Raw genomic sequence first — 20500 nt, 5'->3', positions numbered from 1 at the left:
CTCCAGTGTGGATTTGAATTCCGCCACACGAGCGGCAGTTCGGGCAGGATATGCAGTCTCGAATTTGGAATGGCCGCGCTGAATACGGGTTAATGCGGCAAAAGGCAAGGTGAAACCGCAGAAAAACAAATGGCTAGATGCCCGCACCCTGGCAACAGCGGATTTGTACATACCGGAACGAGGTGGGGAACAGCGCCGAAAACAGATGTCTGGGATACATGTCGCCGGACGTGTCGCATATGTGCAAGAGAACGGGTCGAATGCGCGTTTACAGAACGATTTCACGCCGATACATCCGTCGTGGTGGCAGGGGCGATTTCTCTTGAGGTCGACGTAATTTTTTTGGACGACTGATCGAACCGTGCCGGCAATGCTGAAAAGAGGCCGGATGCCCGGTCGTTTCCAGGGGAAGACGGAAAATGAGAAAAGTGCTGCTCGTGATCATGGATGGTGCCGGTTACGCATCGGTCCTCAGCGAGTGTGGTTATCTGGAAGGCGCGGTCAGGCTGGAGCAGGCCAGGCGCTGGAAGATGCACACGGCTCTGCCCAGCCTGTCAGGCCCGATGTATGAAACGATCCATACCGGGCTATGGCCGCACGAACATGGCATTGTCTCGAACGAAGGCATGCGCAGGTCGTCGTCGCCGAACATCTTTTCCGAAGTGCACGCAGCGGGGAAAACGACCGGTGCGGTCGCCCAGGAGTATTTTCACCGGCTTTACGTCGATCAGGTCTGGGACAGGCTGCGATCGGTCGAACACGAAGACGAGACCGCCGACATCCAGTACGGCCGGTTCTATTCCATGGAAGGATATGGTCCGATCAACGCGGTCGCTCCTGCGGAGATTGACCTCTGCGCCCAGACAACGGTGCTGATGGAGCGCCATGCGCCTGACTACATGCTTCTGCATTCCTGCTCGGCTGACACGCTCGGACACACATTCGGCGGTGACAGCATGGAATACCGCCGGCAGATCTGGCACATCGACAATGCAATGTCGCGCGCGATACCGCTGTGGCGTTCCCTCGGGTACGACATCGTCGTCACGGCTGATCACGGCATGACCGCCGATCACTGGCACGGGGGAACGGTCCCGATGGCAACCGAAGTGCCGTTTTACCTGTTTTCCGATGCTAAGGCGCCTGCCGAGACCGAAGAACTTTCACAGCTCGGCATTGCCGCATCGGTGCTGACGCTGCTCGGCGTCGATCTGCCGGAGGGCATGCGTGAAAGCTTTGTCAGCGTTCAGTGATGTGCATGCGCCACGGTGTCTTCCGAATCCTCGGTAAGGACTGCAGTCCGGACAACCGGCGGAGACACACGGGTCTTTTTGCGCCGCTCCGTGGGGGAAAACCCGAATTTTTCCCGGTAGACGCTGGCGAAATGCGCCTGGTCGACAAATCCGGTCGAAAAGGCAACCTGTGCGACGGCCATTCTTGTCTTGCGTAGCAGTTCATCGGCCTTGTGCAGGCGGATGTCCATGTAACAGCGCATGACGCTGATACTGAGATCGGACTTGAAATTGCGCTGCAGCTTGCGGGAGCTGACGCCCGCCAACATCGCGATCTGGTCAAGCGTGAGCAGATCCGTGACATGGCTTTCCATGAGTTCGACGGCGGCAGCGACGCAACTGTTCAGGCTGCTGTTGCTGCCCAGGTAGCGGGAACGAAGCGGTTCGTCCGCACTGCGCATCCCGCTGTGCACCAGCCAGTCGCTCACGGTCGTTGCAAGCTCCGCTCCGAGTTCCGTCTTGATCAGGGCAAGCATCATGTCGAGCGAGGCAACGCCGCCCGCACATGTGTAACGATTGCGGTCGACGACGAAAATTCGCCGCTCCAGGAAGTAGCTGTCAGAAAGGGCGTTGAGTTCCTCAACGTGCTCCCAATGAACGGTGAACCGCCGGTCTTCCATGAGCCCGGCTTTGGCCAGCAATGCGCCACCGCCCGAGATGCCTCCAAGCGCGACGCCGTGTGCCGCCAGTTTCCTGAGCTGCGCATAAAGGGTGGTGTCCTCATGGTCTCCCAGGTTGTTGCCCGCAACGACAAACAGAATATCGACCTGGTTGCTCAGGATCCCAAGAGGCTCGGTTTCAAACAGCGCACCGCAGGTAGCGCGCACCTTGCCGGCATTCTGCGAAAAGTAGCTGAGACTGAAGTGTGCTTTGCCACTCAGCTTGTTTGCCGCCCTTAGCGGTTCGATCGCGGAGGCAACGGACAGCAGGGCGTAGCCCTCGATCAACAGGAAACCTATCTTGCGCCTTTTGGTCTCGCTTTTCATTCAAATACCTTAAGAAAATTCAGCGAGATAAGCTAGGTTGATAGGGCGGATTGGAGCCGGACGCGCCGTAGTAGAGACTGACCACGTGCTGTGCTTCGGCAAAGAACAGCCATCGGGATGCAAAGGCTCCGGCCAGATAGAACAGTGTCGCGATGACGGCTGTGAAAGGGTTCATCGGCAAAAGAACTACGATGACCAGCGGCAGCACGATCATTGCAACGAATGAAATGAGGCGCAGCTTCTGCGCGTGTTTGCGGCCGACAACAAAGGCCATTTCCTTCAACAGGTAATTTGAGCCGGTGTGCGGTGGTTCGAAGAGGCGTGCCTTGCCCCGGTCTCCAAGACCTGTCGCCGTTTCGATGGTGTGGCCACGTTCTTCAAATCGTCGATCCCCCAAAACCCAATGGAAAATCTGCACTGCGCCGGCGAACAGGAGAAGCACCGCCGCTGCGCCCGTCTGCTGTGCAAGCATTGCCCCGCCAGCCAATGAAATTGTCAGCAGATGAAGCGGCGTAAGCCAGTGGTTCCAGCGTGGCACGGTCTTCAGCTGGGCGTAGATCATGGCAGTCGCGACAACTGTCGCCAAAGAAAGAAAAGCGCCAAGCCAGCCAAGCAACGTGATCGAAGCGTTGAAAAAGACAGCGGCAAAGGCATAGACGCCCAGCACGATCAACGCAGCCGTCGAAAGCCACGCCTCCCGGGAAAGCCAGCTTGTCTGCCACTGCGTGAAGGCCTTCAGGGCGCGTTGGGGATTGCCGAGGTGGAACGTGGCGGCCAGAAGACCGCCGACGGCCAGCGCGAATCCGGCTGCGAAATAGAAAAACGCAGCCCAACCGGTGGCTTCGGGGAGACCAAGGCCGAGAAAGGTCAGCAAGCCGAAGCCCAGTCCGGACAACACGGTAAAGATGATAACGGAAGGAGCCGGATGCATCAGAGCGCCTCCAGTCGTTTGTCGAGCCAGGCAAGAAAACCCTTGGGTTCTTCGCAGACAGGTTCAATCAGGGGCGTCAGGACGTCCATGTCCTTCATCTGGTCCTTTGGTCTGGGCGGCAGATATTTGTTGACCGGTTTCGTTCCCTGTTCCGGCATCAGGTCGATGCCGCCGCGTTCTGCGGTGAGCTTTGAGACATTGCTCTCCGGATCCGCAAAATCACCGAAATGCCGCGCGCCGGCGGGGCAGGTTCGTACGCAGGCCGGTACCCGGTCCTCTTCGGGCAGGTTTTCATTGTAGATACGATCGACGCAGAGCGTGCATTTCTTCATCACGCCGGCTGCAAGGTCCAGCTCCCGTGCACCGTACGGGCAAGCCCAGGCACAAAGACCGCAGCCGATACAGGCATCCTCATTGACAAGAACGATGCCGTCCTCGGAGCGTTTGTAGCTGGCGCCGGTCGGACAGACCGTCACGCACGGGGCGTCTTCGCAGTGAAGACAGGATTTTGGAAAATGCACCGTCTGGCTGCAGCCGCCGCCCGTCGGTTCGACTTCATAGCTGTGGATACGGTTCAGGAAGGTTCCGACCGGTTCGCTGCCATACGCACCCGTGTCACTGAGCGGGACGCCATAATTTTCCGTGTTCCAGCCTTTGCAGGCCGTGACGCACGCATGACACCCCACACAGGTGTCCAGATCGATGACAAGACCGAGTTTCTTTTGTGTTGTTTCAGGCAGCCGGGTCATGAGGTCACCTTCTGCCGAACAGTTGCGGGTCCAGTGCCAACCGGTGACTTCAGCGCGCTGAAGACCGGCTGGCTTTCCGGTGGCGCTTTCACCTTTTCAACTTTTACCCTGAGATCGAACCAGGCCGCCTGACCGGTAACCGGATCGGAATTCGACCAGCGCAGGCCGTCACCGTTTGGAGGCAGCAACTCGTGAATGAGATGGTTCAACAGGAAGCCCTTGGTGGCTTCCGGTGCATCTTCGTCAAGCGCCCAGGCCCCCTTGCGTTTGCCGATTGCGTTCCAGGTCCAGACCGTATTCTCGTTGAGTCCGGCCATATGCGCGACAGGAACGGTGATCTCGCCATGTACGGACGTGACCCTTGCCCAGTCACCGTCTTCAAATCCGTTTTCCTTCCAGATCTTCGTCGGAACATAAAGCGGGTTCCGGCCGTGGATCTGTCGCAGCCAGGCGTTTTGGCTGCCCCAGGAGTGGTACATCGCCATCGGCCGCTGGGTGAGCGCATGGACTGGATAGTCTTCGGTATCGACCGACGCGTCTTCCAGCGGCGGATGCCATACAGGGAAGGGCGTCAGGTGGTCCATGATCTGTTTGCGCAGGTGATCCGGCGGCTGCCTGTCGCCATGACCTTCGGCAGCAAGCTGCATGCGGCGAAGGGGTTCGACATAGAGCTGGAACAGGTAGGGTTGAGGCTTGTCGTAAAACCCGAGATCAACCGCCCATTTTTGATAGGCGGAATTCCATGGTTTGTAGAATGTGGCTTCGGCCGGAACGTGCTCGATGAAGAAGCTGCCGTTCTCGATATACCGTTCAAGCTGGTTCGGGTTGACTTCGCCACGACCGGATTCTGTGCCGTTGCCGCGGAAGCCGGCCAGCGGTCCGATACCCGGCCGGCGCATGTGATTGACCATGTAATCGGCGTAATCGGTGTAAAGGGGCTCGCCCTTTTCGTTGGTGAAGCCGGGCAACTTCAGACGCGCACCGAGATCCACCAGCACCGACTGGAACCCCCGAACGTCCCGGTCCGGTTCGATCACCGGCCAGCGGATCGCGTCGGCTGCCGCATCGGCCTCGCAAATCGGCCGGTCCAGAAGAGAAATGCAATCATGCCGTTCCAGATAGGTCGCGTCGGGCAGGATCAGATCCGCATAGGCGACCATCTCCGAAGAATAGGCGTCGGAGTAAATGATGCGCGGGATGACATAGTCACCGTTTTCGTCCTTGTCGGTCAGCATCTCCATGACGCCGCGCGTGTTCATGGACGAGTTCCAGGCCATGTTGGCCATGTAGAGAAACAGGGTGTCGATCTTGTAGGGATCGCCGGCATGGGCATTGGATATGACCATATGCATCAGCCCGTGGGCCGAAAGCGGGTTATCCCAGGTAAATGCCTTGTCGATCCTTGCCGGTGTGCCGTCTTCCTTCAGTGCCAGGTCCGCGGGGCCGCGCACAAAGCCGAGATGGGGCCCGTCGAGCGGACAGTCCGGCTTGGAATGACAATGTGGCGTGGGATGCGCCTCGACGGGTTTGGGGTAGGGAGGCTTGAAACGGAAACCACCGGGAACTTCCACCGTTCCGAGCAGGATCTGCAGGATGTGGAGCGTGCGGCACGTCTGGAACCCGTTTGAATGCGCCGAGATTCCCCGCATGGCGTGAAAACTGACGGGCCGCCCCTGCATTTTCTCATGCCGTTTGCCTCGAAAATCCGTCCAGGGCTGGTCGATTTCGAATGCTTCCTCGAAAGCGACCCTGGCCAGTTCGGCCGCGATTGCCTTGATGCGTCCAGCGGTGACGCCGCACCGCTCGGCCACGGCCTCAGGGCTGAAGTCGTCGGACAGAAACTGGTCGGCGAGATGCTGGAAGACGGTCTTGTGGGTGACCCCGTCCATGTCGACGCTGGCGGCGAGATCCGGGTTGACCCCCTCCTTGTCGAAGGGTTGAAGCGTGCCGCTGGCCCGATCGATCACCAGCGTCTTGTCGTCATTGTCCCGCAGGAGGAGCCCTTCCTCGGGCGAACCGGGGGTCGCATTGATCAGGCACGGCGCATTGGTGAACTGGGCCAGGTAGGTCAGGTCTATCTTGCCGGCCTTCAATAGGACATGGATCAGGGCGGAAATGAAGAGGCCATCTGTGCCCGGAGTTATTCCGACCCATTCATCGGCGATTGCATTATAGCCCGAGCGGATCGGGTTGACGCCGATCACCTTGCCGCCGCGCGCCTTCAGTTTTCCGAGACCCATTTTGATCGGGTTGGAATCGTGATCCTCCGCGACACCGAAAATCATGAAGAGTTTGGTGCGCTCCCAATCCGGCTGGCCGAATTCCCAAAAGGCGCCTCCCATCGTGTAGATGCCTGCGGTTGCCATGTTGACCGAACAGAAGCCGCCATGTGCAGCGTAGTTGGGAGTTCCGAAATTCTGCGCCCAGAAACTCGTAAAGCTTTGCGACTGGTCACGTCCGGTGAAAAAAGCGAGTTTTTCCGGGGCAGATTTGCGAACCGGGTCCAGCCAGGAGGTCGCGAGTTCGAGCGCTTCGTCCCAGGAGATTTCCTCAAACTCCCCTGAACCGCGCGGCCCGGTCCGCTTGAGCGGGGCACGCAATCGGGAGGGAGCGTTGACCTGCATGATGCCCGACGAGCCCTTGGCACACAGCACGCCCTTGTTGACCGGGTGATCCCGATTTCCTTCTATATAGGCAACCTTGCCGTCCTTGAGATGCACGTTGATGCCACACCGGCACGCACACATGTAACAGGTCGTCTTGCGGACTTCGTCCGACACTTCCGGCGACGTGTTGAGTACCGGTTCGCTTAGTGACATCAATGTTCCTCCATGATCGCTTGCGCGCTGCGTGCAATCATCTCTTCCTCTTCGGCTGGGACGATCCATACCATTTTTTTCGAGGAAGGTGTGTGCAGCTTGCTGGCTCCCGACGCATTTGCGTTCGGGTCGAGATCTATGCCGAGCCAGGCAAGCCCTTCAAGGATCTTTCGGCGGACAACGGCATCATTTTCGCCGATCCCGCCGGTAAATACGATGGCATCCAGACCGCCCATCGCGGCAATCATCGATCCTGCGTGACGGACGACCCAGTAACAGAAATGATCGATTGCAAATTCGGACTTCGTCGTCCCCATCTGGTGGAGCTTGCGCATGTCGGACTCGCCACCAAGCCCCAGCAATCCACTCTCCTTGTTGAGTATCTCCGACGTGCGCTGGAGACCGTGGTCGGCCACAAGTTTCAGGACCACGTTGGCATCGATAGACCCGGATCGGGTGCCCATCGTCAATCCTTCGAGGGGTGAATAGCCCATCGTCGTGGCAACCGAACGCCCGTTCCCGATGGCGCACAGGCTCGCCCCGTTACCCAGGTGCATGGCGAGGATCTTGTCCGGCAGCACGTTTGCAGAGAGTTCGGGCAGTTTCAGCACGAGACTTTCATAGGAAATGCCGTGGAACCCGTAGCGCTGCAGTCCGTCTTCCACTGCGCTGTCCGGGATTGCGTATCGCCTCGCAACGTCGGGATTGCTCGCATGAAAAGCAGTGTCGAAGCTGACGCATTGCGGCAGGTTTGGCGCGAGCTCCGCAACGGCCCGGATGGCGGCAAGATTATGGGGATTGTGAAGGGGCGCAAGCGGTGAACAGCGCCCGATCTCGTCGGCAATGTCGGGTGTCACCAGACAGGGCGCGCGCAGATTGCGGCCGCCATGCACGACGCGGTGCGCGGCGGCCGCAAGATTGACGAGGTCCACGCCTGCTTCCTCTAGCGACCGGAAAATCGCTTCAAGTGCTGCAACGTGATCTGGCAGGCTGACTTCTTGCCGGGTGCCGTTCAGAACCAGGCTGGAAGCGCCGCCGATTTCGACAGCGCTTCCGCTGGTCCTTTTCGACAGGTCCGCGCCGAAAAGCGCGAACTTGATCGAGGAGGATCCGGAATTCAGGACAAGAACATCACCCATTGCGTTGCAAACCGGCCTTTCAGCTTGCCGTTTGCGGACGCATGTCGGACGCCGAAATACCGGCAACCGCGACCGGTTTCTTCATCGCGTCGCGGCGGAACGGCTCTCCGAGTTCCTGGTTGATCAGAGCTTCGACAAGGGTGGTCTTGCCGTGTTTCATCTGGTCGTCAATTGCCTTGTCGAGCATCTGCGTCAGCTCATCCATCGTGCGTGCCTGAACACCCTGCAGACCACAGGCTTTGGCGATTTCCGCATAGCTCACCTGTTCGTCGAGTTCGGTGCCGACGAAGTTGTCGTCGTACCAGAGTGTCGAGTTGCGCTTTTCCGCCCCCCACTGGTAATTCCGGAAAACGACCATTGTGATTGCCGGCCACTCGTTGCGTCCGATTGCGGTCAGTTCGGTGACCGCAATGCCGAAGGCACCGTCCCCGGCAAAACCGACGACAGGTGTGTCCGGGCAGCCAATCTTGGCGCCGACGATGGCCGGAAGGCCGTAACCGCACGGCCCGAACAGGCCCGGCGCCAGGTATTTGCGCCCGGTTTCGAAGCTCGGATAAGCATTGCCGATCGCACAGTTGTTGCCGATGTCGGAACTGATGATGGCTTCCTTGGGAAGGGCTGCCTGAATGGCCCGCCATGCCTTGCGCGGGCTCAGCCACTCGGGCTTTGCGGCGCGGGCACGTTCGTTCCAGGTGGTGCCGGGATCGTCGTCCTCGTGATCCATTGAAGAAAGTTGCTGTGCCCAACGGGACTTGGTCTGCGCGATGGTGTGCACGCGCTCGTCGCGACCGTCGTTTCCGGCGCTCGCAGAGAGTTTGTCCAGAAGCGCCTCAGCCACTTTCTTCGCGTCTCCGACGATTCCGACGGAGACGGGTTTCGTCAGTCCGATACGATCGGGATTGATGTCGACCTGAATGATTTTGGCGTCCTTCGGCCAATAATCCATGCTGTATCCGGGCAGTGTGGAGAACGGATTGAGACGTGTACCCAATGCGAGAACGACGTCCGCCTTGGAGATCAGTTCCATGCCGGCCTTCGAACCGTTGTAGCCGAGCGGGCCGGCAAAGAGCCTGTGTGAACCGGGGAACGCGTCATTGTGCTGGTAGCCGCAGCAGACCGGAGCATCCAGGCGTTCGGCAAGATCCATCGAAGCAGGAATGGCTCCGCCGATAACGACGCCCGCGCCATTCAGGATGACCGGGAACTTCGCGGTGCTCAGCAGTTCGGCCGCTTCCTGGATCGCGGTTTCGCCGCCGGCGGGGCGTTCGAAATCAACGATCGCAGGCAGGTTGATATCGACAACCTGTGTCCAGAAATCACGGGGCATGTTGATCTGGGCCGGTGCGCTTGCGCGTTTCGCCTGCAAGATCACGCGGTTCAGCACTTCGGCAACGCGCGTGGGATCACGGACTTCTTCCTGATACGCGACCATGTCCTTGAACAGTGCCATCTGTTCCACTTCCTGGAACCCGCCCTGGCCAAGCGTCTTGTTCGCAGCCTGCGGTGTGACGAGCAGGAGCGGTGTGTGATTCCAGTAGGCGGTTTTGACAGCCGTGACGAAGTTGGTGATGCCGGGCCCGTTCTGGGCAATCATCATGCTGACCTTGCCGGTGGAACGGGTGTAACCGTCCGCCATCATCCCGCCCGATCCCTCGTGCGCGCAGTCCCAGAATTTGATGCCGGCCTGAGGGAACAGATCGGAAATCGGCATGAAGGCAGAGCCGATAATGCCGAATGCATGTTCTATTCCGTGCGCCTGAAGCACTTTGACAAAGGCTTCCTCGGTCGTCATTTTCATGTCGAATACTCCCGTGAATTCAAGAAAATCTCTTTTCGCAAATAATGCGTTGGGAAGAGATTTAACCCGACTTTCCATCGCACTCTTAGGGCCAGATTGCGAAGCATCATAAGGCCAGAAGAGGTCAAATCCGATCCTTCGCCATCGTCAGGTCATTGTTACCGGATATTAAAAATTGAGACAATAGGTCTCAAAAATTAATTGATAGACGAGTCGGACTTGGATTTTCACAAGCTGAAGCCCTGCGCTCGAGGGAGTTTTACGTCAGTTGATCAGACCTTCACCCTTTCCGATTTCGGGTCATAAAGAGGTTTGAGGGACGCATCGGCCTTGACCCGCACACCAGCGACTTCAATTTCGTAAGACGAGCTCAGCAGTTGTTCCACGCTTTCCCCGGGACAGGGCACATATCCGAGGCCAACGGCACCCCCAAGAGTATGCCCGTAGTTTCCGCTGCTCAGGAAACCGACCACATTGCCGTCCCGCAGGATCGGTTCAGCATGGTAGAGGAGCGGTTCCGCGTCGGTCAGGCGGAACTGTACCAGCCGCTTTTCGAGACCTGCTTCGCGCTTGCGCAGCACTGCATCGCGACCGATGAACGAGGGTTTGTCTCTTTTGACCGCAAACCCGAGGCCGGCTTCCAACACGTGATCTTCACACGTGATGTCATGGCCGAAGTGCCGGAAGCCTTTTTCGATCCGGCACGAGTCCATCATGTGCATTCCGCACAGTTTGGCATTTAGCTCCTTGCCCGCTTCGTGGAGTGTTTCGAACACATGCGCGGCCATGTCTGACGAAACATAGATTTCCCAACCGAGTTCGCCGACATAGGTGACCCGATGCGCGCGCGCGAGGCCCATGCCGATCTCGATTTCCCGGGCTGTACCGAACGGGTTGACGATGTTGCTGAAGTCGTTCGGCGAGACCTTTTGTAGGAGCTCCCGCGACTTCGGTCCCATGACGGCCAGAACCGCTTCGCCGGCGGTAACATCCGTGATCACGACCCTGTGGTCGCCGACATGTCGCCGCAGCCAGGTTTCGTCGGCAAGGCGTGTTGCCGCCGGAGTGACGACAAGATAAGCGGTCTCCGAGAGGCGGGTCACCGTCACATCGGCTTCTATGCCACCGCGATCGTTCAACAGTTGCGTATAGACGATCTTGCCGTCCGGCACGGAATAGTCGCCACCACCGACATAGTTCAGGAAGGCTTCGGCATCGGGACCTTCGACACGGATCTTGCCGAAGGACGACATATCGTAGATGCCGACATCTTCGCGGACTGCCAAGTGTTCGCGGGCGGCATTGTCGAACCAGTTTTGCCGTTTCCACGTATAGCGGTATTCGCGCTCCTGACCTTCGTCGGCAAACCAGTTGGCCCGCTCCCATCCCGCCAGTTCGCCGAAAACGGCACCTTGCGCCTTGAGGTGCTCGTGGAGCGGTGTCCGGCGCACGCCCCTTGCCGTTGCCTTCTGCCGATAGGGGAAATGATCTGCATAGAGCAGGCCGAGCGTTTCCTTGGACCGCTCGAACAGATAGTGGCGGTTGCCCTGAAAGGGCTGCATACGGGAAATGTCGACGTCGCCGAGGTCAAACGGCTTTTCTCCGGTATCCATCCATTCGGACAGCGCCATTCCCGCACCGCCCGCAGACTGGATGCCGATGGAATTGAACCCCGCGGCCACCCAGACATTGTCCATTTCCGGCGACAGACCCAGGTGATAGGCATCGTCCGGCGTAAAACTCTCCGGTCCGTTGAAGAATGTATGAATGCCGGTTTCGGCAAGCAGCGGCAAGCGGTTGACCGCTGCTTCCAGAATGGGTTCGAAATGGTCGAAATCTTCCGGCAACTGGTCGAATTCAAAATCGTCCGAAATACCGTTCATGCCCCAGGGCTTGGCATTGGGTTCGAAGGCTCCCAGAAGAATCTTGCCGGCGTCTTCCTTGTAGTAGGCGCATTCGTCTGGGACCCTGAGAACAGGCAGGTGCGTCAGTCCGGGAACGCTGTCGGTCACGATATAGAAATGCTCGCACGCGTGCAGGGGTACGTTGACGCCTGCCATGCGTCCCAGTTCATGTCCCCACATACCGCCGCAATTGACCACGTGATCGCACTCGATTGTGCCGTTGCCTGCCGCCGATTGCCATTCGACACCGGTGACCCGGCGGCCGGATTTCTGCAGACCGGTAACCTTGACACGCTCCATCACTTTTGCACCGCCCATGCGGGCACCTTTCGCAAGCGCCAGCGCAATATTGGCCGGGTCGCCCTGACCGTCGAGCGGCAGGTAAACACCGGCGACAACACCATCGGTATTCAGGTGCCCGTAGCGCGATTTCACCTCGTCAGGCGTGATTTCTTCCACCTGCACACCAAACGCGCGTGCCATCGATGCCTGCCGGAATATCTCCTCCTTGCGTTCTTCGGTCAGCGCCACGGTGATCGAGCCGCAGCGGCGGAAACCGGTCGCGACCTCCGTTTCCGCTTCGAGATTGCCATAGAGCTCCTGACTGTATTTGGCGAGACGCGTCATGTTTTCCGTCGCCCGCAACTGGGCGATCAGTCCGGCCGCATGCCAGGTGGTGCCTGAAGTCAGTTGCTTGCGTTCCAGGAGGACAACGTCGGTCCAGCCTTTCTTGGTCAGGTGATAGGCGACGGAACATCCGACAACGCCACCGCCGATGATGACGACGCGGGCTTTTGATGGAGGTGTCACTTTATGCTCTTTCTGTTCTTGGTTTTTTGAGATGAGTTGCCTTCAGGGCCTTGAAAGTTCAGCAAGGGGCAGGACTGCCCGTAACGCTTCTTCGGTCGCTGCGTCGATCGTGTGCCCGTCGTCTGCAAGGATGCTACGCATCTTTTCCTGGGCGCTGTCGAGCAGACGGGGTCTGCCGCGTTCCTCCCATTCCTTCGGGCTCGAACGGTCCGCAATGTCGGGATAGACATATTCGCTCTGCATCAGTTGAAGCGTCTGGTCATGGCCGAGATAGTGGCCGGGACCGTCGAGTACCACCGAGCGTATGACATCGATGTTGACGAACTCGTCCTTGACATCAATGCCGCGAACGCAGCGCAAGACCTGACCAAGCATATCGTTGCCGAGCACAAGGGACTCCAGGCAGAAACCCAGGAGCGATGCATGCATGCCGACAGCCTCGTAGACCATGTTGAGACCGGACAACCCGGCCATGACATTGCTGATGCCCTGTTCCCAGCCGGCCTGCATGTCCGGCAACTTGCTGTCGGCGATCCCGGCTGCCGCGCCACCCGGCAGGCCGTAGAACTGATGCATCTGCGCGCAGGCGGAACTCAGCAGGGCCTGTTCGCCGCTGCCGCCGGACATTGCACCGGTCCGCAGGTCGCTGACAAATGGCCAGGTGCCGAACAGCGCAGGATGACCGGGTTTGATGGCATTGACATAAACAACGCCGGCAAGACATTCAGCAACAGCCTGCACGACGGCCGTTGCGATTGGCGCTGGTGCGGTAGCCCCGGCCTGACCGGCCGACAGCAGCAGCACGGGCATTCCCGCTTGAATGCACGCTTCCATCACCTCACAGCTTTCCTCGGCGAAGGTCAGGGGAGGCACAACAAAACAATTGGAGTTCGAGACGAACGGGCGCTCCCGCCAGGCGTCCTCGCCGCCGGCGATCCCGTGCAGCAACTCCATGGCCGGAGCTACATTGGCGGCCTCGGTGAACGAGGTTCCGATGTGTTTCGTTGTCCCTGCGCACGCTGCGTAGACAGTGTTTATGTCAAGTTCTCGAGACGATTCGAATTCGCGGCAGACAAGAGGGCGCTGAAAGAAGTGCACATTGTCCAGCCGTTGAACCAGGCGTGCTGCATCGTAGAGATCCTGAACTGTCGGGTGCCTGTAGTCGCCGGTCTTCGGATCGACGATATGAACCGCAGCACCTGCCGTGCCATAGTGAACATTCGTGCCCGACAGGTTCAGGTCGAATTTCGGATCCCTGCCGTGCAGCGTGAGGTTCCGGGCCGCCTTTGCGAGCATGTCCTCGACAAGCGCGCGCGGAAAACGAATTCGCCCGTCATCCCCCTCGATCGCACCGGCCTCTTTGAGATAGGCTCGCCCGGAAGCTGGAGCGGAGCCGAAACCGATTTCCTCCAGAGCCTGCAGAGCGGCCTCGTTGATGCGCTCTACGTCCGTTTCCTTCAACGGCCGGAGCTGCCCGCCCGGCATGCCCGGCCGGACCGGCCGGATCGCTTCATCGAGCGGACGCGCGCGCGCTGCCGTGCGGGCAGAACGCCCACCGGAACGGCGGCGCTGTTTGACTTCACTCCCGGTCATGCGCATTCCTCCGATTTCAATGCCGACTGGTTGCAGTATTCTTCGGCAGTCCGGCTCACGCCCGAAGCCGTTCGTTTTCCGGGTCCCAAAGCGGTTGATCCGGCTGAACGACGGCCTTGTATCTTTGTCCGTAGATTTCGACCTCGAGGTCGGTGCCGGGCGCGTCCAGGCCGGATCGCACGACGCCGAGTGCGATACAGGTGTTGACCCGATAGCCCCAGCCGCAGGAGGTCACCTCACCGACAATCTCATCGCCTTTCCAGATGCTGGACATATACGGCGCATCAAGATCCCCGGCATCGACCGTCAGCGTCACGAAACCCTTGGCTGGGCCCTGCTGCTTTTCGATCTGGAGAGCCTGTTTCCCCGGGAAATCCTGGGGTTTGTCGAGTTTCACGAAACGTCCGAGGCCGCTCTCGAAAAGGGTGTAATCGGTAGAAAGGTCACCCTTCCAGGCGCGGTAGCCCTTCTCAAGACGCAGTGCATTGAGCGCATACATTCCGAATGGCCTGGCGCCTCCTGCCAGAATTGCGTCATAGATCGTGGAAATATTCTCCATATCCGCATGGACTTCCCATCCGAGCTCGCCGGCGAACGAGACCCGGACAAGCATCGCCGGTTTTCCGGCAACCGTGGTCTGCTGATGGGTCAGCCAGCCAAGACCGAGGTCGGCATCCGTGAGGTTGCTCAGGAGATCCCTGGACTTCGGACCTGAAACAATGAGGGTCGTCATGTCTCTGGTCCGGTCGGCGAGCGTCAGCCCATCTGGCAGATCCGATTTGAGGACCTCGAAGTCATGCCATTGGGCAACGGCAGCCGTGATGAGAGTGAAGTCGTCGTCGCCATGCCGGATGATCGACATTTCGGTCAGGACGCGCCCCCGGTTGTCCGGGAAATAGCCGAGATTCATGCGTCCGGACTTGGGCAGGCCACCGGCGATTTTCCCACGCAACCACTCGGCAGCGCCTTCCCCGGAGAGGCTGAAGCGGGAAAAACCGCAGAGATCCAGAACGCCGACCGTGTCGCGTACAGCTTCGCACTCTTCGCGAACGCGAGGTTCCCAGGGCCCCGAACGGGACCAGGTTTGCGTCGCCTCTTCGGACGCGTCGTCCCCGGGCTTGGCGAACCAGTTGGCCCGTTCCCAGCCGTTGTAACTCCCCATCTGGCCGCCGAGTTCCAGGATCCTGTCATTGTTGGGAGAGGTTTTCCTGTTACGCGCAGCCGGCCATTCATGATGCGGAAAATGCATTGCATATTCATGGCCGTAGACCTCCTTGGCCTTGTCAATGCAATACTGCTTGTCCGTGTAATCCGTGTAGCGCCGCGGGTCGACACACCACATGTCCCATTCCGTAGCGCCATGCATGATCCACTCGGCTGCGACCTTGCCTGCGCCACCGCCCTGTGCGATCCCGAATGTGAAGGTATGGGCCTCGAATGCATTGGGAACACCCGGCATCGGGCCGACCATGGGCAGGCCGTCAGGTGCGTAGGGAATGGGACCGTTGATGTTGCGGCTGACCCCTTGCGTTCCGAGAAGGGGAACACGTGCCATGGCATCTTCGATGTACCATTCCAGACGATCTAGGTCGTCGGGATAGAGCTGAAAACTGAAGTCGTCCGGCATCGGGTCATCAGCTCTCGTCCAGGCTGTCTGGCAATTGCGTTCGTAAGGTCCAAGATTGAAGCCGGTGGTTTCCTGGCGCAGATAGTAGGATGTGTCCACATCACGCAGCAGCGGCAGTTTGCGGCCGTTTTTTTCACTCCACTCTGCGATTTCCGGAACCGGTTCGGTCAGGAAGTACTGATGACTCATCACGGCCATCGGGACCTGGCGGCCGCCAAAAGGCAGGAACCATTCACCGACCCGTTCGGCATAGTAGCCAGCGGCATTGACGACGTATTCGCAGCGGATGTCTCCCTTTTCAGTGTGTACGATCCACTCACCGTTTTCGCGGCTGACACCGGTCGCGGGTGTAAAGCGCAGGATCTTGGCGCCGTGGGTGCGCGCTCCCTTTGCCAGCGCCTGTGCAACCTGGGCAGGGTCAATGTCACCATCCAGCGGATCCCAGAGGCCTCCCTCCAGATCGTGAAGTTCAAGGAAGGGGTAGCGTTCCTGCAATTGCTGCGGTGTGCACATTTCCATTTCAAGGCCCATGTGCCGCGCCATTCCTGCAACATGGTCGAATTCCATCATCCGCTCATGGCTATGTGCCAGTCGCAGAGAACCGCTGACGTGATAGTTCAGTGGATAGTCGACCTCGTCGGCAAGGCCTCGATAGAGTTCCAGCGCATATCGCTGCATGTTCATGATGCCGTAGCTGCCTGAAAAATTCGGGCAGTTACCGGCGGCATGCCAGGTGGAGCCGGCGGTGAGCTCGTTCTTTTCCAGGAGGACGCAGTCAGACCAGCCGTTTTTGGCCAGGTGATAAAGGGTGGACACACCGACAATACCACCGCCGACAATAACGACACGGGCTGTAGACGGGACGGACATTATTCGGATTTCCTTCTCGAAAAAGGGTCAGTAGACCGGCGGGGAAATGACCCAGACGGCGACTGCGGGTTCGGAATAGGGATTGGCCCAGCGATAGGATGCGTTGCGGATACGAAAACTGTCTCCGGCTTCGACTGTGAATTCGTCTTCGTTCAGCCAGATGTCCAGTTTGCCGGAAATCATGTAGGCGACTTCCTGCGTGGCGCGCGAGATCGGTTTGCTGCGTCGCGATCCCGGTTGAAACGTCGAGTGGATCATTTCGAAACTGTCGGTCAGGTCTGGAGACACAAGAGTTTCGACGAGGCCGGCGTCCCGTTCTCCGATCACGCGGCGCGCGGTAGAGCGAACGATGCGGCCCTTTTCTTCGTCCGGTGCTTCAGTACTGCCGAAAAAAATCGACAGCGGTACGTTGAAAACATCTGCAATCTGCCGCAGGTCAGACAGACGTGGCGTGGAGATGTCCCGTTCGATCTGGGAGAGCCAGCCGACCGACCGCCCGAGTTTCTGGGCAAGATCCTCAAGCGTCATTTTGCGGGCTCCCCTGAGAGCCCTGAGGTCTTCGCCCAGACTGTTGCTGTTCATCATGTCGGCCTGCTCGTGAAAATTTCGAAGATAATTTCACGCTTCAAAATGAAAAAATCAACAAAAATTTCACGAGCGAATGAATTTTTTCAGTCGCATTCTCAAGACGGGTGTCGGAAGGGGATTTCAGCCGTGAAAAAGCATCCTACGGGACTGCTTCTTCGAGCCTCTTGGCGAGGTGCGAAATGCCGTCGGGAATCCGGGCCGAGGCAATGGAAGAATAGGCGAGGCGGTAGTATCCGGGCTGCTCTTCGCCTTCGGAAAAAAAGGCACGCCCGGCCTCGATCAGCACACCGTCCTGCCTGAGTTTCATCGCCAGCTTCGAACTGTCGGCACTATTGGGCGCACGCATCCAGAACGAGGAGCCGCCGAACGTTCCCTGGCCGGTCTGGGTCAGGCCGTTCTCGTGCAGGCTCTGCTCCATGATGGACCTTCGTTTGCGGTAGATCCTGCCCATCCGCGCAATCTGGGCATCGTAATGGCCCAAGGACAGAAAATAGGCGGCGGTGCGCTGGATCAGTCCGGGAGGGTGTCGAAGGACGAGGGAACGCAAGGCCCGTGCTTCACGGATAAAGGGTTCCGACGCAACCAGATACCCGAGCCGCAGGCCTGGAAAGAGCGATTTTGAGAAGGACCCGACATAGATAACCGATCCGGTCGGGTCGAGCGATTTCAAGGCCGGTGATGGAGACTTCAGAAAGGAAATTTCGAACTCGTAGTCGTCTTCCACGATGATGAAGCCCTTTCGGGCAGCAAGATCCAGCAGGCGCTCCCGGCGGGAAACGGGCATCGTGGCATTGGTCGGGCAATGATGACTGGGTGTCGTGAAGACCACGTCGAGAGTCTCCGGCAGGTTTTCCGGTGGAAGGCCTGCGGCGTCGACATCTACCGATACGGTATTGCAGCGGGTCTGGCTCAGGATCTGCCGCAGACCGGGATAACAGGGGTTTTCGATTGCCGCCGTGCGTCGCTGTGTCAGCAGGATTTGCGCGGTGATCCAGAGCGCGTGCTGTGCGCCCATCGTGATCAGGATCTCCTCCGGCCGTGCGGTGATTGCACGCCGTGGCAGGATCTGCCGCAATATGAATTCGACGAGCATGGGATCGTCACGCTCGTAATAATCTGTCGCCAGCGTGTCGAAATCCTTGCGGCCGACTGCCTTCAGGGCACAGTTTCGCCAGTTGTGATGGTCGAAAAGCCTGGCGTCCGACTGACCGTAGATGAAAGGATACTTGTAATCGCGCCAGTTGTCCGGCCGTACCAGGGGAACGTGTTCGGAAAACCGCTGTCCAATGGTCCGCGCCCAGTCCACCTGAGTTTTGTCGGCTTGATCCGGCAGGTTGAATTTCGGCCTGCTTGGTGCGGTCTGGGAAACGAAATAGCCGGAGCGCCCTTTCGAAACGAGATATTCGTTGGAGACAAGCTCGGTATAGGCGATTGTGACAGTTATGCGGGCAACACCCAGATGCTCTGCCAGTTTTCGGCTGGAGGGCATTTTTTCACCAGGCAGACAGCGACCTGACAGGATGGCTTCAACGATAAGCCGCTGGATCTGCTGCTGGAGCGACGTTTCGTTGTCTGGGCGCAGAAAAAACGTTTCGGCTGGAATTGCCATATCTGGCCCTAATTCTGTTTGCAGCTGGACTTATAATTAGCTGCCGCATTCGAATTGGCAAATACAATTTGGCTTTGGTTTGAACGCGGATCAAAAAACGGAAAAAGGCATGGCAATGATACTTGCCATGCCCTGGTGGTTTTGAGAGGGAACGCGGAGCTCGCTAGCTGAAGACCCGCGTCAGCGCACCGTCGATGGCGTCTGTTATATTGTCGATGTCATCCGACGTGGAAATCAGGGCGGGCGACAGGCAGATCACATTGTTCAGGCCGGGAACCGCCCGGTTGCTGACGCCGATGATCACACCCTGGGCCATGCAGTCTGCTGCAACCGCCTGCATCAGTTTTTCAGCAACCGGTTCCTTGGTCGCGCGATCAGCCACAAGCTCTGCGCCACAGAAGAGGCCCTTGCCACGAACGTCGCCGACGACCCGGTGTTTTTCCATCAGGCCGTGAAGGTTTGCCATCAGGCGCTCACCCATCAAGGTGGTATTGTCGAGCAGGCCTTCGTCCTCGATGATCCGCATGTTCTCGAGCGCTGCCGCCGGTCCGGCAGTGCAGCCGCCGAAGGTGGAGATGTCGCGGAAGAAGTTCATCGGGTCACTGGCATCGTCCTTGAACATTTCAAAGACATCTTCAGTCGTCACCAGACAGGCGATCGCGGCGTAACCGGAAGCGACGCCCTTTGCCATTGTCACGAAATCCGGCTTGATACCGTATTGCTGGTAACCGAACCAGGTCCCGGTGCGTCCCACACCGCAGACGACCTCGTCGATATGAAGAAGAATGTCGTATTTCTTGCAGATCTCCTGCACACGCGCCCAGTAGCCTTCAGGCGGGGTGATGACGCCGCCCCCGGCGGTCACAGGTTCCAGGCAGAGCGCACCGATCGTGTCTGGGCCTTCGCGCAGGATGACTTCCTCGATCGCGTCGGCGGCACGTTCGCCGTAATGGTCTACGTCCCACTGGGCCCTGTATTCGCAGCAGTGAGGCACCTCGACGAAGCCTGGCGTGTAGGGGCCATACTGGGCATTGCGTTCTTGCTGGCCACCGGCGGAAATCGCGGTGATTGAGGAACCGTGATAATCCCGCTCCCGATAAAGGATCTTGTGTTTCTTGCCGCCAAAGCGCTTGTGCGCGATCTGACGGACCATCTTGAACGCCTTTTCATTCGCCTCTGTGCCGGAGTTGGTGAAGTACACCCGGCTCATGCCCGGCATTTTCGAGATGAGGCGTTCGGAAAACAGCGATCCCGGGATCGATCCGGCCGAATGGGCGAAGTAGTTCAGCTTGATCAGCTGATCGCGCACCGCATTTGCGATGGATTCGCGCCCGTAGCCGACATTCACGGTCCAGACACCTCCAGAAACAGCATCCAGATGCTCCTTTCCGGTCGCATCCCAGAGCCGCATACCGTTGCCTTCCACCATGATTTTCGGATCATTGATCTCCAGCCCCTTGTGCTGAAGCAGGTGGTGCCAAACGTGGTTGCGGTCGGCTTCGATGATTTCACACAGATCATTCGGAGAAGCTGCAACGTTCATGGCAATGTCCTTTCGTCTCTCATCGGCATGCTCGAAACTTGTCGAATTCGATGCTGGACTGCGCAAGCAGTTTTTTGTGCGCCTGCTCACAATTCAAGCAGACCATTGCATCAATTATTTTCAGTCAACACGGGGGCGTGGGGACATATAGGGCCAGATCTGGATTTACTTTAGATCCAGTTGAGTGTTTCTATTGTAACCGCGTCGTTCTGCCGTAACCATTTTCATATGCAGGCAAGCCA

At 58.6% G+C, this 20500-nt stretch carries 13 protein-coding genes; 1 reads left to right on the top strand and 12 read right to left on the bottom strand.

Annotated elements, in window-relative coordinates; translation table 11 throughout:
• The first annotated feature begins 419 nt into the window (after window positions 1-419).
• Window positions 420-1253, top strand: coding sequence for an alkaline phosphatase family protein (locus LA5095_RS25790; protein ID WP_055120256.1), 834 nt, complete (start codon window positions 420-422; stop codon window positions 1251-1253).
• Here the strand turns inward: LA5095_RS25790 and LA5095_RS25785 are convergent.
• From LA5095_RS25785 to LA5095_RS25730, 12 genes are all read right to left on the bottom strand, one after another.
• Window positions 1247-2278, bottom strand: coding sequence for a GlxA family transcriptional regulator (locus LA5095_RS25785; RefSeq protein ID WP_055120255.1), 1032 nt, complete (start codon window positions 2276-2278; stop codon window positions 1247-1249). The genes LA5095_RS25790 and LA5095_RS25785 overlap by 7 nt on opposite strands.
• 19 nt (window positions 2279-2297) lie before the next feature.
• Complete coding sequence (locus tag LA5095_RS25780; RefSeq protein ID WP_055120253.1) at window positions 2298-3209, bottom strand: dimethyl sulfoxide reductase anchor subunit family protein; 912 nt, start codon at window positions 3207-3209, stop codon at window positions 2298-2300.
• A complete protein-coding gene (locus tag LA5095_RS25775) occupies window positions 3209-3958 on the bottom strand; it encodes a 4Fe-4S dicluster domain-containing protein (protein ID WP_055120251.1) in 750 nt (249 codons plus the stop codon). The genes LA5095_RS25780 and LA5095_RS25775 overlap by 1 nt, the downstream gene beginning before the upstream one ends.
• Complete coding sequence (locus tag LA5095_RS25770) at window positions 3955-6777, bottom strand: molybdopterin oxidoreductase family protein (RefSeq protein WP_055120249.1); 2823 nt, start codon at window positions 6775-6777, stop codon at window positions 3955-3957. The genes LA5095_RS25775 and LA5095_RS25770 overlap by 4 nt, the downstream gene beginning before the upstream one ends.
• Window positions 6777-7916: an acetate/propionate family kinase gene (locus LA5095_RS25765; protein WP_055120247.1), complete on the bottom strand. Its 1140-nt coding sequence runs from the start codon at window positions 7914-7916 to the stop codon at window positions 6777-6779. The genes LA5095_RS25770 and LA5095_RS25765 overlap by 1 nt, the downstream gene beginning before the upstream one ends.
• Window positions 7917-7935: 19 nt before the next feature.
• On the bottom strand, window positions 7936-9714 hold the full coding sequence (gene xsc / locus LA5095_RS25760) for a sulfoacetaldehyde acetyltransferase (RefSeq protein ID WP_055120246.1): 1779 nt from the start codon (window positions 9712-9714) through the stop codon (window positions 7936-7938).
• A gap of 272 nt (window positions 9715-9986) precedes the next feature.
• A complete protein-coding gene (locus LA5095_RS25755) occupies window positions 9987-12428 on the bottom strand; it encodes a GcvT family protein (RefSeq protein WP_055120245.1) in 2442 nt (813 codons plus the stop codon).
• A gap of 42 nt (window positions 12429-12470) precedes the next feature.
• A complete protein-coding gene (locus LA5095_RS25750) occupies window positions 12471-14021 on the bottom strand; it encodes a trimethylamine methyltransferase family protein (RefSeq protein ID WP_055120447.1) in 1551 nt (516 codons plus the stop codon).
• Window positions 14022-14076: 55 nt separating this feature from the next.
• Complete coding sequence (locus LA5095_RS25745) at window positions 14077-16518, bottom strand: GcvT family protein (RefSeq protein WP_055120244.1); 2442 nt, start codon at window positions 16516-16518, stop codon at window positions 14077-14079.
• A gap of 27 nt (window positions 16519-16545) precedes the next feature.
• Window positions 16546-17103: a helix-turn-helix domain-containing protein gene (locus tag LA5095_RS25740; protein WP_029061968.1), complete on the bottom strand. Its 558-nt coding sequence runs from the start codon at window positions 17101-17103 to the stop codon at window positions 16546-16548.
• A gap of 142 nt (window positions 17104-17245) precedes the next feature.
• Window positions 17246-18715 carry a MocR-like pyridoxine biosynthesis transcription factor PdxR gene (pdxR, locus tag LA5095_RS25735; protein ID WP_055120241.1) on the bottom strand — a complete coding sequence of 490 codons (1470 nt, stop codon included), beginning with the start codon at window positions 18713-18715 and terminating at the stop codon, window positions 17246-17248.
• A 163-nt stretch (window positions 18716-18878) separates the two neighbouring features.
• Window positions 18879-20258, bottom strand: coding sequence for an aminotransferase family protein (locus LA5095_RS25730; protein WP_055120239.1), 1380 nt, complete (start codon window positions 20256-20258; stop codon window positions 18879-18881).
• Window positions 20259-20500: the final 242 nt, after the last annotated feature.

The sequence above is a fragment of the Roseibium album genome (assembly GCF_001404515.1).
Taxonomy (GTDB): Bacteria; Pseudomonadota; Alphaproteobacteria; order Rhizobiales; family Stappiaceae; genus Roseibium; species Roseibium album.
Note: the sequence above shows the minus strand (reverse complement) of the source record. Positions and strands in the feature narration are given on the sequence as shown.